The organism is Paenibacillus sp. NPDC058367 (assembly GCF_042723305.1).
GTDB lineage: Bacteria > Bacillota > Bacilli > Paenibacillales > Paenibacillaceae > Paenibacillus_AQ.
In genome coordinates this window covers 1,975,354-1,991,213 of sequence record NZ_JBHXIZ010000001.1, presented here as the reverse complement: position 1 = coordinate 1,991,213, position 15,860 = coordinate 1,975,354, and the positions used below count along the sequence as shown (strand labels likewise).

Below are 15,860 nucleotides of genomic sequence, written 5' to 3'. Positions count from 1 at the left end.
TAAATGAAGAAGACAAAAGAAATACTTTCACTAGTAATTATAATCACTATCCTATTCGGAGTTTTCCCTAGTCAGGGAGTGTATCTTCAGACAGCAGAGGCTGCGACGGGTGATCCAAATTTCATTACTTATAAAGATATAAATATACCTGCTGATGGTTCTTTTTTTGATGCTGGTTGGAATTATGGCACTCTTAGTGGGACAATAAATAACCAAAAGCTAACGAATATTAAATTTAATCGTACCACTAAGCAACTTACGTTTGACATTAGTTCGGATGCAACATTGACTTTAGGAGTAAACTTGGTTCCTTCACAAAGTGCTCTAGATAAACGTGTCGTTCGAGCGGATCTCTGTGTAGCGGCAATTCCAGAGGGGAAACCATTAGATTTACCAAGTTACCAATACGGTTGTCCGAGTGACTGGACCAGTCAGTATACCAATTTCACCCCATTGTACAAGAGTTGGTTTGATGGACCGTTTTACCCGAATACATTTGAACATACATTTAATCTAGCGACAGATGTTACCTATTACAACTATACGGGGACTTTAGGGTACGGCGAACTTCCAATAGGGTTAGTAATTAACTACGGTTTTGGCGCAGGTCAACAAGATGGATGGCGTGGATATGGTCCAGAACATGGATTTGGAGGGCCGTACATTGGTCATAATTTTCAAAGAGTATTTCCTTTGATACCTAATAGTCCACCTACCATTTCGTTAAATACACCCAATAATCAAGTCCTGCAGAACGAGCCTGGACGAAACATACTTAACATCGAGGGATATGTCCACGATCCAGATAATGATGATCTTATCGTAAGCGCTGAGATACCAAATATATTTTATAGGAAGACGGTAGTATCTCAAACGAAAGGGTATCAGTATTTCTCTATCCCTGTAGACGCTGTGGCTGATTCGATCCCGCCGGGCGATTATACGATGACTGTAAAAGTAGCAGATCCTTCAAATATGTCAGAATCCGCGAGTATGACCTTTAAGGTTACAAACAGACTGAAGCGAAACGCTTTTGTTCTCGTTAATAGTCCTATAGAGAATAGCGGCACCACCTATGAAGATTATGAGTGGGATGCTAAGTACGCTGATCGAGTGAGATATGATCATGATCCGAATTACTTTGATAACTCAATGGGGATTATAGGGGATTCGGGACTATGGAGGACGAGCCTTTACACTTCATTTCCGTATACCGGACAATATGTAGTGAGTTATCAAGCTAAGGATATACCGAAACAGGATGCTCGCTTTGCTGAATATCAGATGTGGAGTAAAGATGCCGCATCTACGATGAGTTTTAAAGTCCATCGCAAGCCAATAGCGCTTTTTTCAGCAAGGCTTATCAATGGAAATGTTCAATTAATAGATTCATCCTACGATTTAGATCATATTACAAGTTCTGATAAAGGGATTATGCAGTGGCAATGGCAATATAAAAAGACCGTTGATGAGATGTGGATCGACGGGCAGCCGCCTGGGGGAGTTTTTGAAAAAGACAGTTACGACATACGTTTAAGGGTCCGTGATGTGGATGGAGATAATGGAATCGGTGTATGGAGTGATTGGTGTCAAAGGACTGTGGGGAATGCCTCTGTTAATCTACCACCGGTTGCATTATTTACCGTTAATCCGAATATCGTTTCCTATCGTAAATCTACGAGCATTATAGACAAATCTTTCGATCCAGATAATGATCCATTAGATGTATACTACTGGACTGTAATCAAAGACGGATGGAATAAAGTATGGGAACATTGGGGTGGAGCAACAACACCACCGAATATCGCATCATTCGGAGAAGGGAATTATCAACTCAATCTACAAGTACATGATAATCGTGGCTTGTGGTCAGATTGGTACAGTCAAAATGTACAGGTAGTCAATCATCCACCGGCTGCAGCATTTACAATGCCTAACGAAATATACCGCGATACGATTATCACAATGGATAACTTAACACCAGATCCGGATGAAGATGGAGATGTTTTATCTTATGCCTGGAATGCAAAATTTAATGACTCTCCCTACTACTGGGCAGGAAACAACCGTTATCAATCAATGACCGTTCGTGATCTTATTAATCGTAACGGTATATCACATAAAAAAGCCATTTCTGATGGCTGGGAAATGCAGCTCACAGCCTCTGATGGAAAATTAAGCTCTTATGCTACACGTACATTTATGGTTAAGAATCATGTCCCTGTTGCTAAGATTAACGGACCTTCATCCGTAAATCAGTATGATACGAAACAATATACTTCAGGGGATATCGATGAGGATACATCAGATCAGGGCTCATTAGAATACTATTGGAAAGTAACGAACAGTACTGGTGAAATGAAATCGTATCTTACGCGTGACATTACGCTTACTTTCTCAGATCCGGGAGTATATACGTTAGAACATTGGGCAATCGATCAAATAGGAGATAAGTCGAATATCGCTGGATTGCAAGTCCAAGTGAAAGAAAACTTGGCACCTACTATGACTTTAACTAGTCCTTTAGGTACAGCAACAAACCCATCTGTGATTGACTCGGAACAAGGCGATCCATTAATCAAGTGGACTTACGCGGATCCGGAAAATGATTCACAAGAGAAATACAGGTTAGAGTTCTTTACGAAGGATGGTCTATTAGTCTCCACCATAGAAAATCCGGATCCTTCAGGATTGCTCAGACAATATCAAATCCCAAATAATACATTTGAACGGTTTGAATACTTTACAGTGAAAGGTCGGGCGTACTCCAAATTTTCATGGTCAGATGTATCAAATGAAAAAACATTCATCATCGATAATGCACCTAAGCCGGGATTCACTCTGATCACAGATACTGGTAAAGATGCGACTAAGGTACCGATCTACCGGACGGACGTTCTGAACATTAAGAGTAACGCAACTGATCCGGACGAACCAAAAGGAGATACAATAAGCCACAAGTATTTCTTAAAACCATCAAGTGGAACAGAAGCGCTAGCAAGCATTCAAAAGGACTTCACGAAGAAGTTTAGTAGTAATGGTGTATTCACCTTTAGACAGCTTGTAACGGATTCTCTGGGGCTGTACCGTGAAATATCCCATAGTATAACAGTTGTGAATAGAATTCCAACAGTTAATATTACGTATCCAACCAGTACGGACTCGTCAAAACCGACAATCGCAAGTACACTCACACCGATCATTAAATGGGATTATCAAGATGAGGACGGAGACCTGCAGCAACGTTATAAGGTGCGAATTATTAACTTGGCCACCGGTGCAATCAAGGTACAATCTGGTGAACAAGTTTCAAGCGCAAAACAATGGCAGATTCCAGTCAGTTCACTGATTGAGAATGAAAAATATGCCGTTGAAATGGAAGTCTTTGATGGTTACAACTGGAGCGATGTCTCTCCACGAAAATACTTCATGGTGAATTTACTGAGTATTAAAGGAGGCGTTAAGCACACCGAAGAGTGGAACAACAACCGTAAAGGCTACAATCTGAAAAAAAGCGGCAATGAGGAGAGTCCAAGAGGATACAACGTATTTTGGGCAGGAGAACGTTTTGTTCTGCAAGGTACAGCAACAGGTCTCCCGGATACTGTGCAAGTAACCATGAACGGAGGGTTCACTACGCAGCTCGGCCCAACTAACGACGATAAAACCTTCTGGACAGGTGAAATGTACGATAGCTCTTTTGAAAAGCTACCAGATGGCCCTGTTACTTTTACCTTTACGGCTCAGAATGCGTATAACACCAAAACGGATACAGTTACCGTTGTTATATCATCGGATTGGTCGGAGTATTTCCAGAGTCATCGAATTAAGTAGAGTAGGAGCCTATAATCACCCCATCTTTTTTGCGTGACTTCACAGGATCATGTTAATGTTGAAGCATTGTATCAAACATTGATAGGGGTAGGGGACATGATTCGAGAGTTAACACCAGCGGAATTGAAATCAATCTTGAATTCGATTAATAGGGAACAGCATTTTTTATACTATTCATATCTTACAGCTCGTAAGCATAATTCGGTACACTATGGACATTTTACTGACCAGGGAGAATTGCTCGGCGTATTGGCCTTTTTAAGAGGGCTTCCATTCTATGCTTTTTCCGTATTCCCTGTGGAGAAGTCATTTTGTCTCCGGTCCGTGCTTTCATTTATGAAAGAACAACTGAATTTACCTGACGATGCTGTCGGTAATGTAATCGTGAATGAAGAAGTTATGGCTGTACTCGCTTCACAGCTTGAACTTGTTAAGTCACCCAAAAAACTGCTTCTAATGAAGCATATCCATCAAGAAGCGTTACCACCGGTGGATACAAGCGTTTTACATTTGGGTCCCCCTTATTTTGAACTCATTGAGTCGAAAATGGCCGATTTAGATACAATGGCGTTCTCAAAAGAAGAATTACAGTATCCGTTCTATGGTGTGATGGAACAACATGAGCTGATTGCGGTAGGTGGATACCATATTTATAGCGAAGATTACGTTGAATTGGGGAACATCGGAACGGATGTAAGATGGAGAAGGCAAGGCTACGGAAAAAAAATCTGTGCCGAGCTCACCCGAGCGGGGGGGAAGGTCACCTCTAACGTGTATTTGAATGTCCTTGAGGAAAATGTAGGCGCAATTTCTCTATATCAATCCATCGGCTTTGAGCTTATGTGCAAACAGTACATGGTCCAATTTGTTATTTGATGGTTAATGAAAAAGGACTAAGCGGATTTAAATCCGCTTAGTCCTTTTTCACAAGCATAGAACCTTTTATACGACCCCTTCAGTCCGGTCTTCATTCATTCGCATCATTCGTGCGGCAACCGAAGTAGTATGTAATGGTAAAGAGGATGGGCGCGCAGAGGCTCTCTGAGCTCTACGTAAATAATAGGATAGCTTGCCAGTAAAAATCTTATGTGCACAGAGTGAAAGCGCGAAATCTTCCGGTGTAACGAAGCAGGAAGGCTTATTCACAGGCTGAACTGCAGTTTCTTCAAATAAAGAGGCAACGAAATGGGAACAAAAATAAGCATTTTCTCTATCGATTTTAATATTCAGAAGCACACCGATTAGTCCTAAAAGATGGTATTTATAACGCTCCTGATTTTGCATCATCCCTTGGACGTGATTGTACATCGTATCGTATTCCTCAGCGCTAACACGCAACTGATAGATGGAACAATTAGCACTGCTATAAAAAGGGTCGATAAAGTTCTCCTGGATTAGTCCTGCCACAAATGGATTGTGCATTTTTTTTCTTCCGAAGCTGTATACCTCCCGCAGTTCACAGTCAAAGGCGATCGAAGCATGATTCAGATCGGCTTTTGTAAACCACTTAATAAAACCACTAAAGGCCGTACCTGTACCGGTAAGCACAATAAAGATGTCCTTATTCGAACTCATGTTCAAAGTTCCTTTCCACTAGGAAATGTTGGGTAATGAATGAAAATTATGCTTAACTAACTCCATCTTACTGTATATTTGAGCATTGTAAAACAATCTTTAGTCGCAATTAAAAACTAGACCATAGACTAGTGCAATTCTGGCTTGTCTCATAGTTCTTGTGTGTATATAAATACGTCGATATTGCAAAAGATAAGCTGTTCAAATAAAGAGTTTTTAAAAACAATTGGAATTGCTTCCACACTAATGATACAATAAGAGTCAAAATGACATTCTTGAGATTTCAGAGGAGGAACTATTAAATGAGTGAACAAGAACAAGCGATTCAAAAGGAAGAAAACTCAACTGTAGATAACCTGTCCATTACAACGATTCGTACTTTGGCGATTGACGCCATTGAAAAAGCAAACTCCGGCCACCCAGGTATGCCAATGGGTTCTGCACCAATGGGCTACCAATTGTTTGCAAAAACAATGAAACACAACCCTGATCATCCAACATGGGTAAACCGTGACCGTTTTGTATTGTCCGCAGGACATGGTTCTATGCTTCTGTACAGCTTGTTGCACCTTAGTGGTTATGATCTGCCTATGGAAGAATTGAAAAATTTCCGTCAATGGGGCAGCTTGACTCCGGGTCACCCAGAAGTAGGTCACACCGCTGGTGTCGATGCAACAACAGGTCCACTTGGACAAGGTATTGGTATGGCTGTTGGTATGGCTATGGCTGAAGCTCAATTGGGAGCTACCTACAACAAAGATGAACATAAAGTGGTTGACCACTATACTTACGCTATTTGTGGTGATGGTGACCTGATGGAAGGGATCTCTTCCGAGTCCGCTTCACTCGCTGGTCATTTGAAACTGGGTAAATTGGTTGTATTGTATGATTCAAATGATATTTCCCTTGATGGTAAATTGAACCTTTCCTTCTCCGAGAACGTGGCTCAACGTTTTGATGCTTATGGTTGGCAAGTACTTCGCGTTGAAGACGGAAATGATCTTCCGGCTATTGCCAAAGCGATTGCTGAAGCTCAAGCTGAGACTAGCAAACCGACTTTGATCGAAGTGAAAACTGTAATTGGTTATGGTAGCCCTAACAAACAAGGTAAAGGCGGCCATGGCGGTACTCACGGTTCCCCACTTGGAGCAGAAGAAGCTAAGCTTACCAAAGATTTCTACAAATGGGTATACGAAGAAGATTTCTATGTACCTGACGAAGTGCGTGCTCATTTTGCAGAAGTGAAGAAAAACGGAATCGCAGCTAACAAAGCTTGGGATGACAAATTCGCAGCTTACAAAAAAGCATATCCTGAGCTTGCTGCACAGTTCGAAACAGTAATCAACGGCGATCTTCCAGAAGGCTGGGATGCTAACCTTCCAACTTACACTACTGAAGATAAGGCAGTATCGACTCGTGTAGCTTCTGGTAGTGCGCTTAACGGTCTGACTGCTGGCGTTCCTCAGCTTGTGGGCGGTTCCGCTGACTTGGAAAGCTCCACTATGACACATTTGAATGGTTTGACATCGTTCACACCAGAATCTTATGATGGCCGCAACATCTACTTCGGCGTACGTGAGTTTGGTATGGCTGCTGCAATGAACGGTATTGCACTGCACACGGGTCTTAAAGTATTCGGAGGAACATTCTTCGTGTTCACAGACTACCTGCGTCCAGCCATCCGTTTGGCTTCGATCATGAAATTGCCAGTAACCTATGTACTGACACATGACAGTATTGCAGTTGGTGAAGATGGTCCTACGCATGAACCAATCGAACAATTGGCTTCCCTGCGTATCATCCCAGGTCTGACTGTTATTCGTCCGGCTGATGCTAACGAAACTTCTGCAGCATGGGCTTATGCTATGGAAAACAAAGAGAATCCAGTTGCTTTGGTTCTGACTCGTCAAAACTTGCCAATTCTTGCTGGAACAGTTGATGGCGTTCGTGAAAACATCAAACGTGGTGGTTATGTTGTTTCTGATTCCAAGAATGGCACTCCACAAGCACAACTGATCGCTACTGGTTCTGAGGTACAATTGGCTGTTAAAGCACAAGCTGCTTTGGCTGAAGAAGGTATCGATGTTCGTGTAATCAGCTTGCCAAGCTGGGATCTGTTCGAAAAACAAGATAAAGAATACCGTGATTCCGTAATTCTTCCAGGAGTTAAGGCTCGTCTTGCAATCGAAATGGCACAAACCTTTGGCTGGGAACGTTACACTGGTGACCAAGGCGATATCCTCGGTATCACTACTTTCGGAGCTTCCGCACCTGGAGACAGAGTAATGAAAGAATACGGCTTTACTGTTGAAAATGTAGTTAGCCGTGTGAAAGCACTTCTGTAATTAACTGAATAATCATTAGGGGGAGAACAAGTAATGAGTCAGTTTAACAACGCAACGATTGAAAAAGCAGCCAATGTATATTATGGCGGACAAGTAACAAGCCGTACGGTAATTTTGCAGGATGGAACTAAGGTCACACTTGGTATCATGTTGCCTGGCGTATATGAATTTGGTACGGATGGTCCTGAAATTATGGAGATTCTGTCCGGCGATCTAAAAGTGCTGCTTCCCGGCACTGAGGTATGGCAGGAGATTAAGGGAGCGGCAACGTTCAATGTCCCTGGCAACTCAAAATTTGCGTTGGAAGTATTTGAAGTAACTGATTATTGCTGTTCTTACCCGGTTCTATAAAGACATAACTAAAGGAAGCTCTGCTGAAAAGCAGGGCTTCCTTTTTTTCTTGTACTACAAAGAATAATTTAGTATTATTATTGCAAACAAGTGTTCTTATTTTTAGATTGAAAATTCGTTAAAAAAGACCGCCTCTCACATTGGAAATCATGTGGGAAACGGACATAAGTAAGTGAAATGTTATTCGGATACAGTAGAACCCATTTTTTGTCCGATCCACTCTTCATAGCATTTCACTACAGCGGAGAGGTCTTCGTCGCCATAGCCTTGGGTAAACCCAGCTTGAAACATGCTTTTAGCTAGTCCCAGCATTGGAGAAGGGACGCCTGTGAAATCGCTGTGGGCGGAGGCTAACTTCAAATCCTTTAACATTAATGCAAGGGAGAACTGATTGCTGAAATCATTTTCTATGATTTTACGGCCTTTAAGCTCTGCTTGTTTGCTACCCGCAGAACCAAGCTGCACTAGTTCAAGGAACTTGTCAGCTGGAACACCTGATTTTACAGCGATAGCGAATCCTTCAGCCAGGGCAACGTTGTGAATGCCGACCATAGCATTATGAGCCAGCTTGGCTACAGCACCACTGCCGTTCTCACCCATATGTATCAGCTTTTTGCCCAAAGTATCGAAGATATCGCGATGCTGTTCTATAACTTCAGCACTGCCGCCAACCATGAACACCAAGGTTCCTTCAATAGCTGCCGGCTTGCTTCCGGTCACTGGCGCGTCAAGGAAATGTCCACCTCGAGCTTCTACAGCAGTGGCAATTTCGTGAACTAGTCCTGGAGAAATTGTGCTGGAATCAATAATTAAGCCGCCTGGCTTAAGTGCATCAAGAATACCATCCTGACCATAAAACACTTCACGAACCGAATCATCATTACTGATCATGGTAATAATAACATCCTTACCTTCAGCGGCGGCACGTGGCGTAAGGGCAGTCTGGGCACCTTCTGCTTCAAGAGGTTTACATTTAGCTGCTGTACGGTTGTACACCGTCACCTGAAAGCCGCCACGAAGCAAGTTGGAAGCCATTGGCGCTCCCATTGTTCCAAGTCCGATAAAACCGATTTGTTTCATTTGTATAGCCACCTTCCGTTTTCTTCATTCTATCACGGCACTTAGGCTAGCACCACAGCTCAGCCATGCCTAATGATGCGGGAAACGCTTCCATGAAACTTTCGAAAACTTGGTTCTAAAGCCCGGGATGTGCCCTAAGACCTTGCCAGTCAAGGCAAATTAAAGTATCCTAATTATAAAGTTGTAACAAGCGGTTTCAAATTTAAAGAGATAAACAGGAGGTTTCCATTACCGATGTCTAAGAAGATTAATTTTGACTACACCAAAGCCCTTACTTTCTTCAATCAACAAGAAATTGACAACCTTGCCGCTCCAGTTAAGTTAGCGCACGAACAGTTGCATAATAAGACTGGTGTAGGTTCCGACTATCTTGGATGGATTGATCTTCCATCAGCTTATGATAAGGAAGAATTCGCACGCATTCAGCAAGCCGCAAAGAAGATCCAGAGCGATTCCGAAGTACTGATTGTAATTGGTATTGGTGGTTCTTATCTGGGAGCACGCGCAGCGATTGAAGCGCTCTCGCATTCTTTTTACAATAACCTTTCTAAAGATAAGCGCAAAACTCCAGAAGTTTATTTCGCTGGTAATAACATCAGTTCTACATACATCACGCATTTGCTTGATCTAGTAGAAGGCAAAGACTTCTCTGTGAACGTAATCTCCAAATCAGGAACTACGACTGAGCCAGCCATTGCTTTCCGCATTTTCCGCGCAGCTCTGGAGAAGAAATATGGTAAGGAAGAAGCTCGCAAACGTATTTACGCTACTACAGATAAGGAAAAAGGTGCCCTTAAGAAATTGGCTACTGAAGAAGGTTATGAATCCTTCATCATTCCAGACGATGTAGGCGGACGTTACTCCGTATTGACACCTGTAGGCTTGCTTCCAATCGCTGTAGCAGGTATTAACATTGAAGAGATGATGCAAGGTGCTGCTGCCGCTGCGGATGAGTTCAATAATCCAGATGTAGCTACTAACCAAGCTTATCAATATGCTGCAGTTCGTAATGCTCTGTATCGCAAAGGTAAGACAACTGAAATCCTCGTTAACTATGAGCCTTCCTTACACTTTGTATCGGAGTGGTGGAAACAATTGTTTGGCGAGAGCGAAGGTAAGGATTTCAAAGGAATTTATCCTTCTTCCGTTGATTTCTCTACGGATCTACACTCCATGGGTCAATTTATACAAGAAGGTAACCGTAATATCTTTGAAACGGTAATCCAAGTAGATCAAGTGGCTCATCATGTTACCATTGAGAATGATCCAGATGATCTGGATGGCTTGAACTTCTTAACAGGAAAGACTATGGATTTCGTAAATAAGAAGGCTTTCCAAGGTACAATGCTTGCGCATACAGATGGTCAAGTACCTAACCTTATCGTTACTATTCCTGATCAAACACCATACACATTTGGTTATTTGGTTTACTTCTTTGAAAAAGCTTGCGGCATCAGCGGTTACCTGCTCGGTGTTAACCCATTCGACCAACCAGGCGTTGAAGCATACAAGAAAAATATGTTTGCGCTGCTTGGCAAACCGGGTTACGAAAAAGAAAAGGCAGAGCTGGAAGCAAGACTTACAGAATAGTATTGCAGCAGTAATTTAGAGACCATTCATACTAGTGTAAGTCACCAGGAGCAGTCCATAGGTAATCCAATACCGGGGCTGCTCCTGACATTATATGAAGACATCATATGTATATAAGGACTGGAATAATTATGTTAGAACAATATCGAACGGTGCGATCTTCCGGTTCTAAGGAAGTCGTAATCCGCAAATCTCGCTTCATTGGTCATGTTATGCCAGTTGAGAATGAAGAAGAAGCATTGTTGTTTATCGAAGACATCAAGAAGAAACATCGGGACGCAACGCATAACTGTTCTGCTTATGTGATTGGGGAGAGAGACGAAATCCAGAGGCAATCGGACGACGGGGAGCCGAGTGGAACAGCCGGCAAACCGATTTTGGAAGTAATTCGCAACCAGGGAGTTAAAAATGTTGCAATTGTTGTTACCCGTTATTTCGGAGGCATTATGCTGGGTGCCGGAGGGCTGATTAGAGCTTATACGGATGGGGCAGTGCTTGCGCTTGAAGCAGGAGAAGTAATCACCCGTGTGCTAAGACGAGAGGTATTCGTAGAAATTGATTACACTTGGCTAGGCAAGGTTGAGAACGAACTTCGGGGAAGAGGTATTCAGACCGGCGAGACTTTGTTCACCGATAAAGTAACGTTGTTATGCTTACCGCGAAATGACGAGGGAGACGCATTTATGGCATGGATAACAGATCTAACCCAAGGGCAAGCCTTGGTAACAGAAGGGCGGCGGATTTACTACAGCGAAGGGGATTAGGTATATGGCAAGGAGAGCAGTGGAGCAGGAGTTGTCGAGGGAAAGAATATTAGAGGCCGCTAGGCATCTGTTTATTACCAAAGGGTATCGAGCGATTTCAATGCGAAGCATCGGTCAGCATTTGGGATACAGCCACGGCTCTCTCTATTATCATTTCAAAGAGAAGGCGGAATTGTTCTACGCCATTGTTGTCGAAGATTTTAATCATGTGGCTACTTTGCTTGGTCAAGTAATGAATAAGCCACCTGAAGAGGGTATGACTCGAGTAGAGCAGCTAATTATGGAGTTTATAAGGTTTGGAATAGATCATCCTTATCAGTATGAAATTATGTTTATGATTCGTGATGAAGAGCTGCTGGCTTATTGTAGGGCAGAGCAGGGACGATGTTTTGATTTATTCTCAAGTATTGTACGCCGTCATATGAAGGAAGAGGGATATGTGTCCGAGGATTGGCAGAACGTGCCGCTAACCTTGTTCTTATCCGCTCACGGATTTATATCTTATTATATCCAAGATAAAGTATCATTTGAGGATGTAAAAGAGGCAGCATCAGCTCATATCAAGGTTTTATGTCGCAGCCTTTAACATGCTGTTTTTTTTATAAGTTCACACTTTAAAGCTGTGCATTGGTATAACACTACTTCTCTGCTTGGTCAAAGTAATATTTAATTCTAGTTATATTTTAATGGCCGCTCCGTAGCAATAACGGAAGCGGCCATTCATCGTTTATTCCTCAATAATTTTTAAGAAACATTGTCTACGTCTAGGTCCATCAAACTCACAAAAATAAATACCCTGCCAACGTCCAAGTAATAGTTCGCCATCATGGATGATTATGCTCTGGGAAGGTCCGGATGTAATAGACTTAAGGTGGGAGGCAGTATTGCCTTCAGCATGTCGATACTTCGGATGCTCCCAAGGGTAGACTTCATCCAAACGCATCAGAACATCATGCCTCACATCAGGATCTGCATTCTCATTGATTGCAATTCCTGCGGTGGTATGTGGACAATAAACTACGATCACCCCGCTACGCACCCCGCTTTTTTTCACAAAAGAAATGACTTCACGAGTAATATCCCGTAATTCATCCCGTTTCGTTGTAGTAATCTCCAGTGTATGCAGCATAATCATTCCCCTTCCTGTGATGTGCCACTTTTTCCTAACCTTTATTATATATATTTTACCCCAAATTCACTTGAAAGTAATTGACGACAACGAGAAGGATTTGGTAAAGTAGTAATAATATAAAACCAAGTATATAAATAGGAATAATTAATGGAGATGTTGGTTAGTATACCGACCGGTTATCCGGAGGTGGGAGGGCAAAATCATTGAATTCGCTGCTTAGACACAAAGGTTGGACTTGGGGTTTCCGAACTACAATTTTGCTCTATTTTGTAGTATTGATCGTGCTGCCTATACTTGGGGTCTATTACAACTCTTTTTCACTGGGTTTCGGTAATTTTGTGGAAAGCATAAGCGACCCGATTGCCTGGAAGTCGGTGCTGTTAACCTTAAAGCTGGCGATCATCGCTACTTTAATTAATGTCTTTTTAGGAACAATGATTGCCTGGGTTCTTATTCGTTATCAATTCATTGGTAAAGCATTGCTTAATAGTCTTGTGGATTTACCATTTGCACTGCCGACGGCAGTTGGTGGTTTGATGATTTTACTCTTGCTCGGACCTGGTAGTCTTATCGGCAAGGCTGCAGAAGCGCTTGGTGTTGAAATTGTTTTTCATCAACCGGCAATCGTAATTGCTATGGTCTTCGTAACCTTTCCCTTCGTGATTCGAGCGGTTCAGCCCTTGCTGGAGGAACTTGATCCTTCCGAAGAGGAAGCGGCATATACAATGGGTGCCAAGGGAACTAGAGTCTTCTGGCATGTTATTCTCCCCTCTATGGCTCCTGGGATGATCAGCGGTGGAATGCTCGCCTTCTCGCGGGCACTTGCTGAATTCGGCGCTGTAGTCCTCGTAGCAGGCAATATTCCAGGTCGTACACTCGTATCTTCTGTTTTTATTTTTGGTGAAGTTGAAAGTGATAATCCGGTTTCCGCAGCAGCGGTTTCTGTCATTCTCTTGACCTTATCTTTTCTCATTCTTTGGCTCATTAATATGCTGCAGATGCGGGGGAGACGCTCATGAGAAAATTGTGGATCGGACTCACCTACTTGGTGTTTTTTCTGCTAATCGCTGCACCGCTAGGGAAAATGGCTATAGGTGCTTTTAGTGAAGGATTTGGTGGTTTCTGGAATGCACTGACTAGGCCTGAAGCGCTGCATGCGCTTATGATGACTGGGCTTGTTGTGATCGTAGTTACGTTATTAAATACGTTGTTCGGAATTATGATGGCGCTGTATCTTGTCCGGGCGAACTGGATAAATAGACGTCTAAAGGGCTTGCTTAACAGTATTGTTGATTTGCCTTATGCTGTGTCCCCTGTCATTGGCGGGCTGATGATTGTCCTGCTGCTGGGTCCGGATAGCGCCTTGGGTGCGATTTTTGAAGGGATTGGGCTGAAGATCGTCTATGCGATTCCCGGAATGATCATTGCCACCTTGTTCGTAACCTTTCCTTTAATGGTGCGTGAGGTAATGCCGGTTCTTCAGGAGATTGGTTCACAGCAGGAGGAAGCTGCTTCTACACTGGGCGCTCGTGGCTGGACAATTTTTTGGAAGGTGACTTGGCCTTCGATTCGTTGGGCGGTTGTGTATGGGGTCATCCTTACGGTGGCTCGTTCACTAGGTGAGTTCGGGGCGGTGCTCGTGGTCTCGGGTAACATTATGAACAAAACCCAGACGGCGACGACGCTAGTCTATCAGGATGTTGAGAATTTTAATGTAACGGCTGCTGGAGGAATAGCGCTAGTTTTGGCTGCATTTTCCGCAGGTCTACTGTTGTTGATGGAATGGACCAAGAGAAGAAAGGAAGTGCAGTAATATGCATGTTGAAGTGCGGGGATTAAATAAGCATTTTGGAGATTTTCATGCGGTCAAGGACGTCAATTTCACCATTACAAAAGGTCATCTGATCGGACTGCTCGGCCCGAGTGGTGGCGGTAAAACTTCGATTCTTCGTATGCTCGCAGGGCTGGAGACACCGGATAATGGCGAGATCATTTTTCATGGTCAGACAGTTAACAATCTTCCTCCTCAAGAGCGCGGGATCGGCTTCGTTTTTCAGAACTATGCATTATTTAAGCATATGACTGTTTTTGATAATATTGCTTTTGGATTAAAAGTTAAGAAGGCCAGCAAAACTGCCATTCGTGACCGTGTTATGGAACTGGTGGAGCTTACGGGATTAAAAGGCTTCGAGAAGCGTTACCCGCATCAGCTATCTGGTGGACAACGCCAGCGTGTGGCCTTTGCCCGTGCACTTGCGCCTGAACCACAGCTATTACTCTTAGATGAGCCGTTCGCAGCTATTGATGCGAAGATCCGTCAGGAGCTGCGCGCTTGGCTACGTGAGCTGATTGAGCGTGTTGGCATCACTTCCATCTTCGTAACGCATGACCAAGATGAAGCGATTGAAGTCGCGGACGAAATTATGATCATCAACCAAGGGCAGTTGGAACAAAAGGGTACACCTTGGGATATTTATAAGGAGCCTAAAACACCATTTGTGGCAACTTTTATCGGGGAGTCGACACTGATTGAAGATGCTTCTGAGGTGAAAGGCTTTAAAGGCGCTGGAGATGGTAAGCCTACCAAAGCACTAATTCGTCCTGAGTATATTGAAGTTGGTAACCTGCATGAGTTCAAGATGGCTTCAGCTACGGAAAAAGGCGTCGTAAAGCATCTGCATTTCCGTGGAAGTGAATGGCTCGTTGAGGTTGAAGTTAATGGTCATAAGCTGGTCACTTACCGTTCTTTGGAGAAAGAAACATTGCAGCCGGGACAGGATATCTCAGTCCTTGTGCACCGCGCTTACCTGTTTAATGATGAGCGAAGCTGGATCCAGGAGAACAACCTGAAAGAAGATCCGATGCCGATATTTATTTAATATAAAATAAATAATATGATTTTCAATTTTTTTTTGAAGAGTAGCGAATGTGATGAGCTAGGATTAGAGGAACTGAAGTATTGGTATAGAGTAATGGAGTGGAAGTTTGGAACTGTAGGAGCTGTAGCGACCGCCTTTATGCTCTAATTTCAACCGTAATACGGTTCCAATCAAGAAATTAGAGCATAACAGCGGCCGAAAGTCCAAACATTCCGCGTAATTACGGCAAATACCGAACGTTGGTTACTTGAATTTTAAGTTCAGCCATAGAGCAACTTTCAAGGAAATATTAAAATCATTACCTCGAAGG

General features: G+C 43.0%; 13 protein-coding genes. 10 read left to right on the top strand and 3 right to left on the bottom strand.

All coding sequences use genetic code 11. From position 1 onward, the window contains the following. Positions 1–3: 3 nt before the first annotated feature. Together ACFWMP_RS08625 and ACFWMP_RS08620 are read left to right on the top strand one after the other, a co-directional pair. Complete coding sequence (locus ACFWMP_RS08625; protein ID WP_379423070.1) at positions 4–3,834, top strand: hypothetical protein; 3,831 nt, start codon at positions 4–6, stop codon at positions 3,832–3,834. Between the two features lie 33 nt (positions 3,835–3,867). After that, positions 3,868–4,710, top strand: a complete 843-nt coding sequence (locus ACFWMP_RS08620; RefSeq protein ID WP_379423068.1) for a GNAT family N-acetyltransferase — start codon at positions 3,868–3,870, stop codon at positions 4,708–4,710. Positions 4,711–4,776: 66 nt separating this feature from the next. On the opposite strand, the gene ACFWMP_RS08615 is transcribed toward ACFWMP_RS08620, so the two are convergent. After that, entirely contained in the window at positions 4,777–5,409 is a 633-nt protein-coding gene (locus tag ACFWMP_RS08615) for a hypothetical protein (protein ID WP_042124922.1), read from the bottom strand. A gap of 302 nt (positions 5,410–5,711) precedes the next feature. On the opposite strand from ACFWMP_RS08615, the gene tkt reads away from it, so the two are divergent. Beyond that, positions 5,712–7,754 (top strand): transketolase, encoded by a 2,043-nt coding sequence (gene tkt / locus ACFWMP_RS08610; RefSeq protein WP_042185576.1) that lies wholly within the window; start codon positions 5,712–5,714, stop codon positions 7,752–7,754. Positions 7,755–7,787: 33 nt separating this feature from the next. Next, positions 7,788–8,105, top strand: a complete 318-nt coding sequence (gene ppnP / locus ACFWMP_RS08605) for a pyrimidine/purine nucleoside phosphorylase (RefSeq protein ID WP_042185578.1) — start codon at positions 7,788–7,790, stop codon at positions 8,103–8,105. Between the two features lie 180 nt (positions 8,106–8,285). Here the strand turns inward: ppnP and ACFWMP_RS08600 are convergent, their stop codons facing one another. Further along, on the bottom strand, positions 8,286–9,185 hold the full coding sequence (locus ACFWMP_RS08600; RefSeq protein ID WP_076298279.1) for an NAD(P)-dependent oxidoreductase: 900 nt from the start codon (positions 9,183–9,185) through the stop codon (positions 8,286–8,288). A 234-nt stretch (positions 9,186–9,419) separates the two neighbouring features. Between ACFWMP_RS08600 and ACFWMP_RS08595 the strand changes: the two genes are divergently transcribed. The 3 genes from ACFWMP_RS08595 (at position 9,420) to ACFWMP_RS08585 (ending at position 12,125) form a co-directional block, all read left to right on the top strand. Beyond that, complete coding sequence (locus ACFWMP_RS08595) at positions 9,420–10,775, top strand: glucose-6-phosphate isomerase (protein WP_042185583.1); 1,356 nt, start codon at positions 9,420–9,422, stop codon at positions 10,773–10,775. 131 nt (positions 10,776–10,906) lie between these two features. Next, positions 10,907–11,539, top strand: a complete 633-nt coding sequence (locus ACFWMP_RS08590) for a YigZ family protein (RefSeq protein WP_076284084.1) — start codon at positions 10,907–10,909, stop codon at positions 11,537–11,539. A 4-nt stretch (positions 11,540–11,543) separates the two neighbouring features. Next, positions 11,544–12,125, top strand: coding sequence for a TetR/AcrR family transcriptional regulator (locus ACFWMP_RS08585; protein WP_076284085.1), 582 nt, complete (start codon positions 11,544–11,546; stop codon positions 12,123–12,125). 141 nt (positions 12,126–12,266) lie between these two features. Here ACFWMP_RS08585 and ACFWMP_RS08580 read toward each other — a convergent pair whose 3' ends face one another. Then, a complete protein-coding gene (locus tag ACFWMP_RS08580; RefSeq protein WP_379423063.1) occupies positions 12,267–12,668 on the bottom strand; it encodes a secondary thiamine-phosphate synthase enzyme YjbQ in 402 nt (133 codons plus the stop codon). Between the two features lie 206 nt (positions 12,669–12,874). On the opposite strand from ACFWMP_RS08580, the gene cysT reads away from it, so the two are divergent. The 3 genes from cysT to ACFWMP_RS08565 are packed head-to-tail and all read left to right on the top strand — an operon-like array spanning position 12,875 to position 15,550. Continuing rightward, the gene (gene cysT, locus ACFWMP_RS08575) at positions 12,875–13,690 is read left to right on the top strand and encodes a sulfate ABC transporter permease subunit CysT (RefSeq protein ID WP_379423060.1); all 816 of its coding nucleotides are present in this window, start codon (positions 12,875–12,877) and stop codon (positions 13,688–13,690) included. Continuing rightward, positions 13,687–14,484 carry a sulfate ABC transporter permease subunit gene (locus ACFWMP_RS08570; RefSeq protein ID WP_042124938.1) on the top strand — a complete coding sequence of 266 codons (798 nt, stop codon included), beginning with the start codon at positions 13,687–13,689 and terminating at the stop codon, positions 14,482–14,484. The genes cysT and ACFWMP_RS08570 overlap by 4 nt, the downstream gene beginning before the upstream one ends. Before the next feature lies 1 nt (position 14,485). After that, on the top strand, positions 14,486–15,550 hold the full coding sequence (locus tag ACFWMP_RS08565; RefSeq protein ID WP_042124940.1) for a sulfate/molybdate ABC transporter ATP-binding protein: 1,065 nt from the start codon (positions 14,486–14,488) through the stop codon (positions 15,548–15,550). The last annotated feature ends 310 nt before the right edge of the window (positions 15,551–15,860 follow it).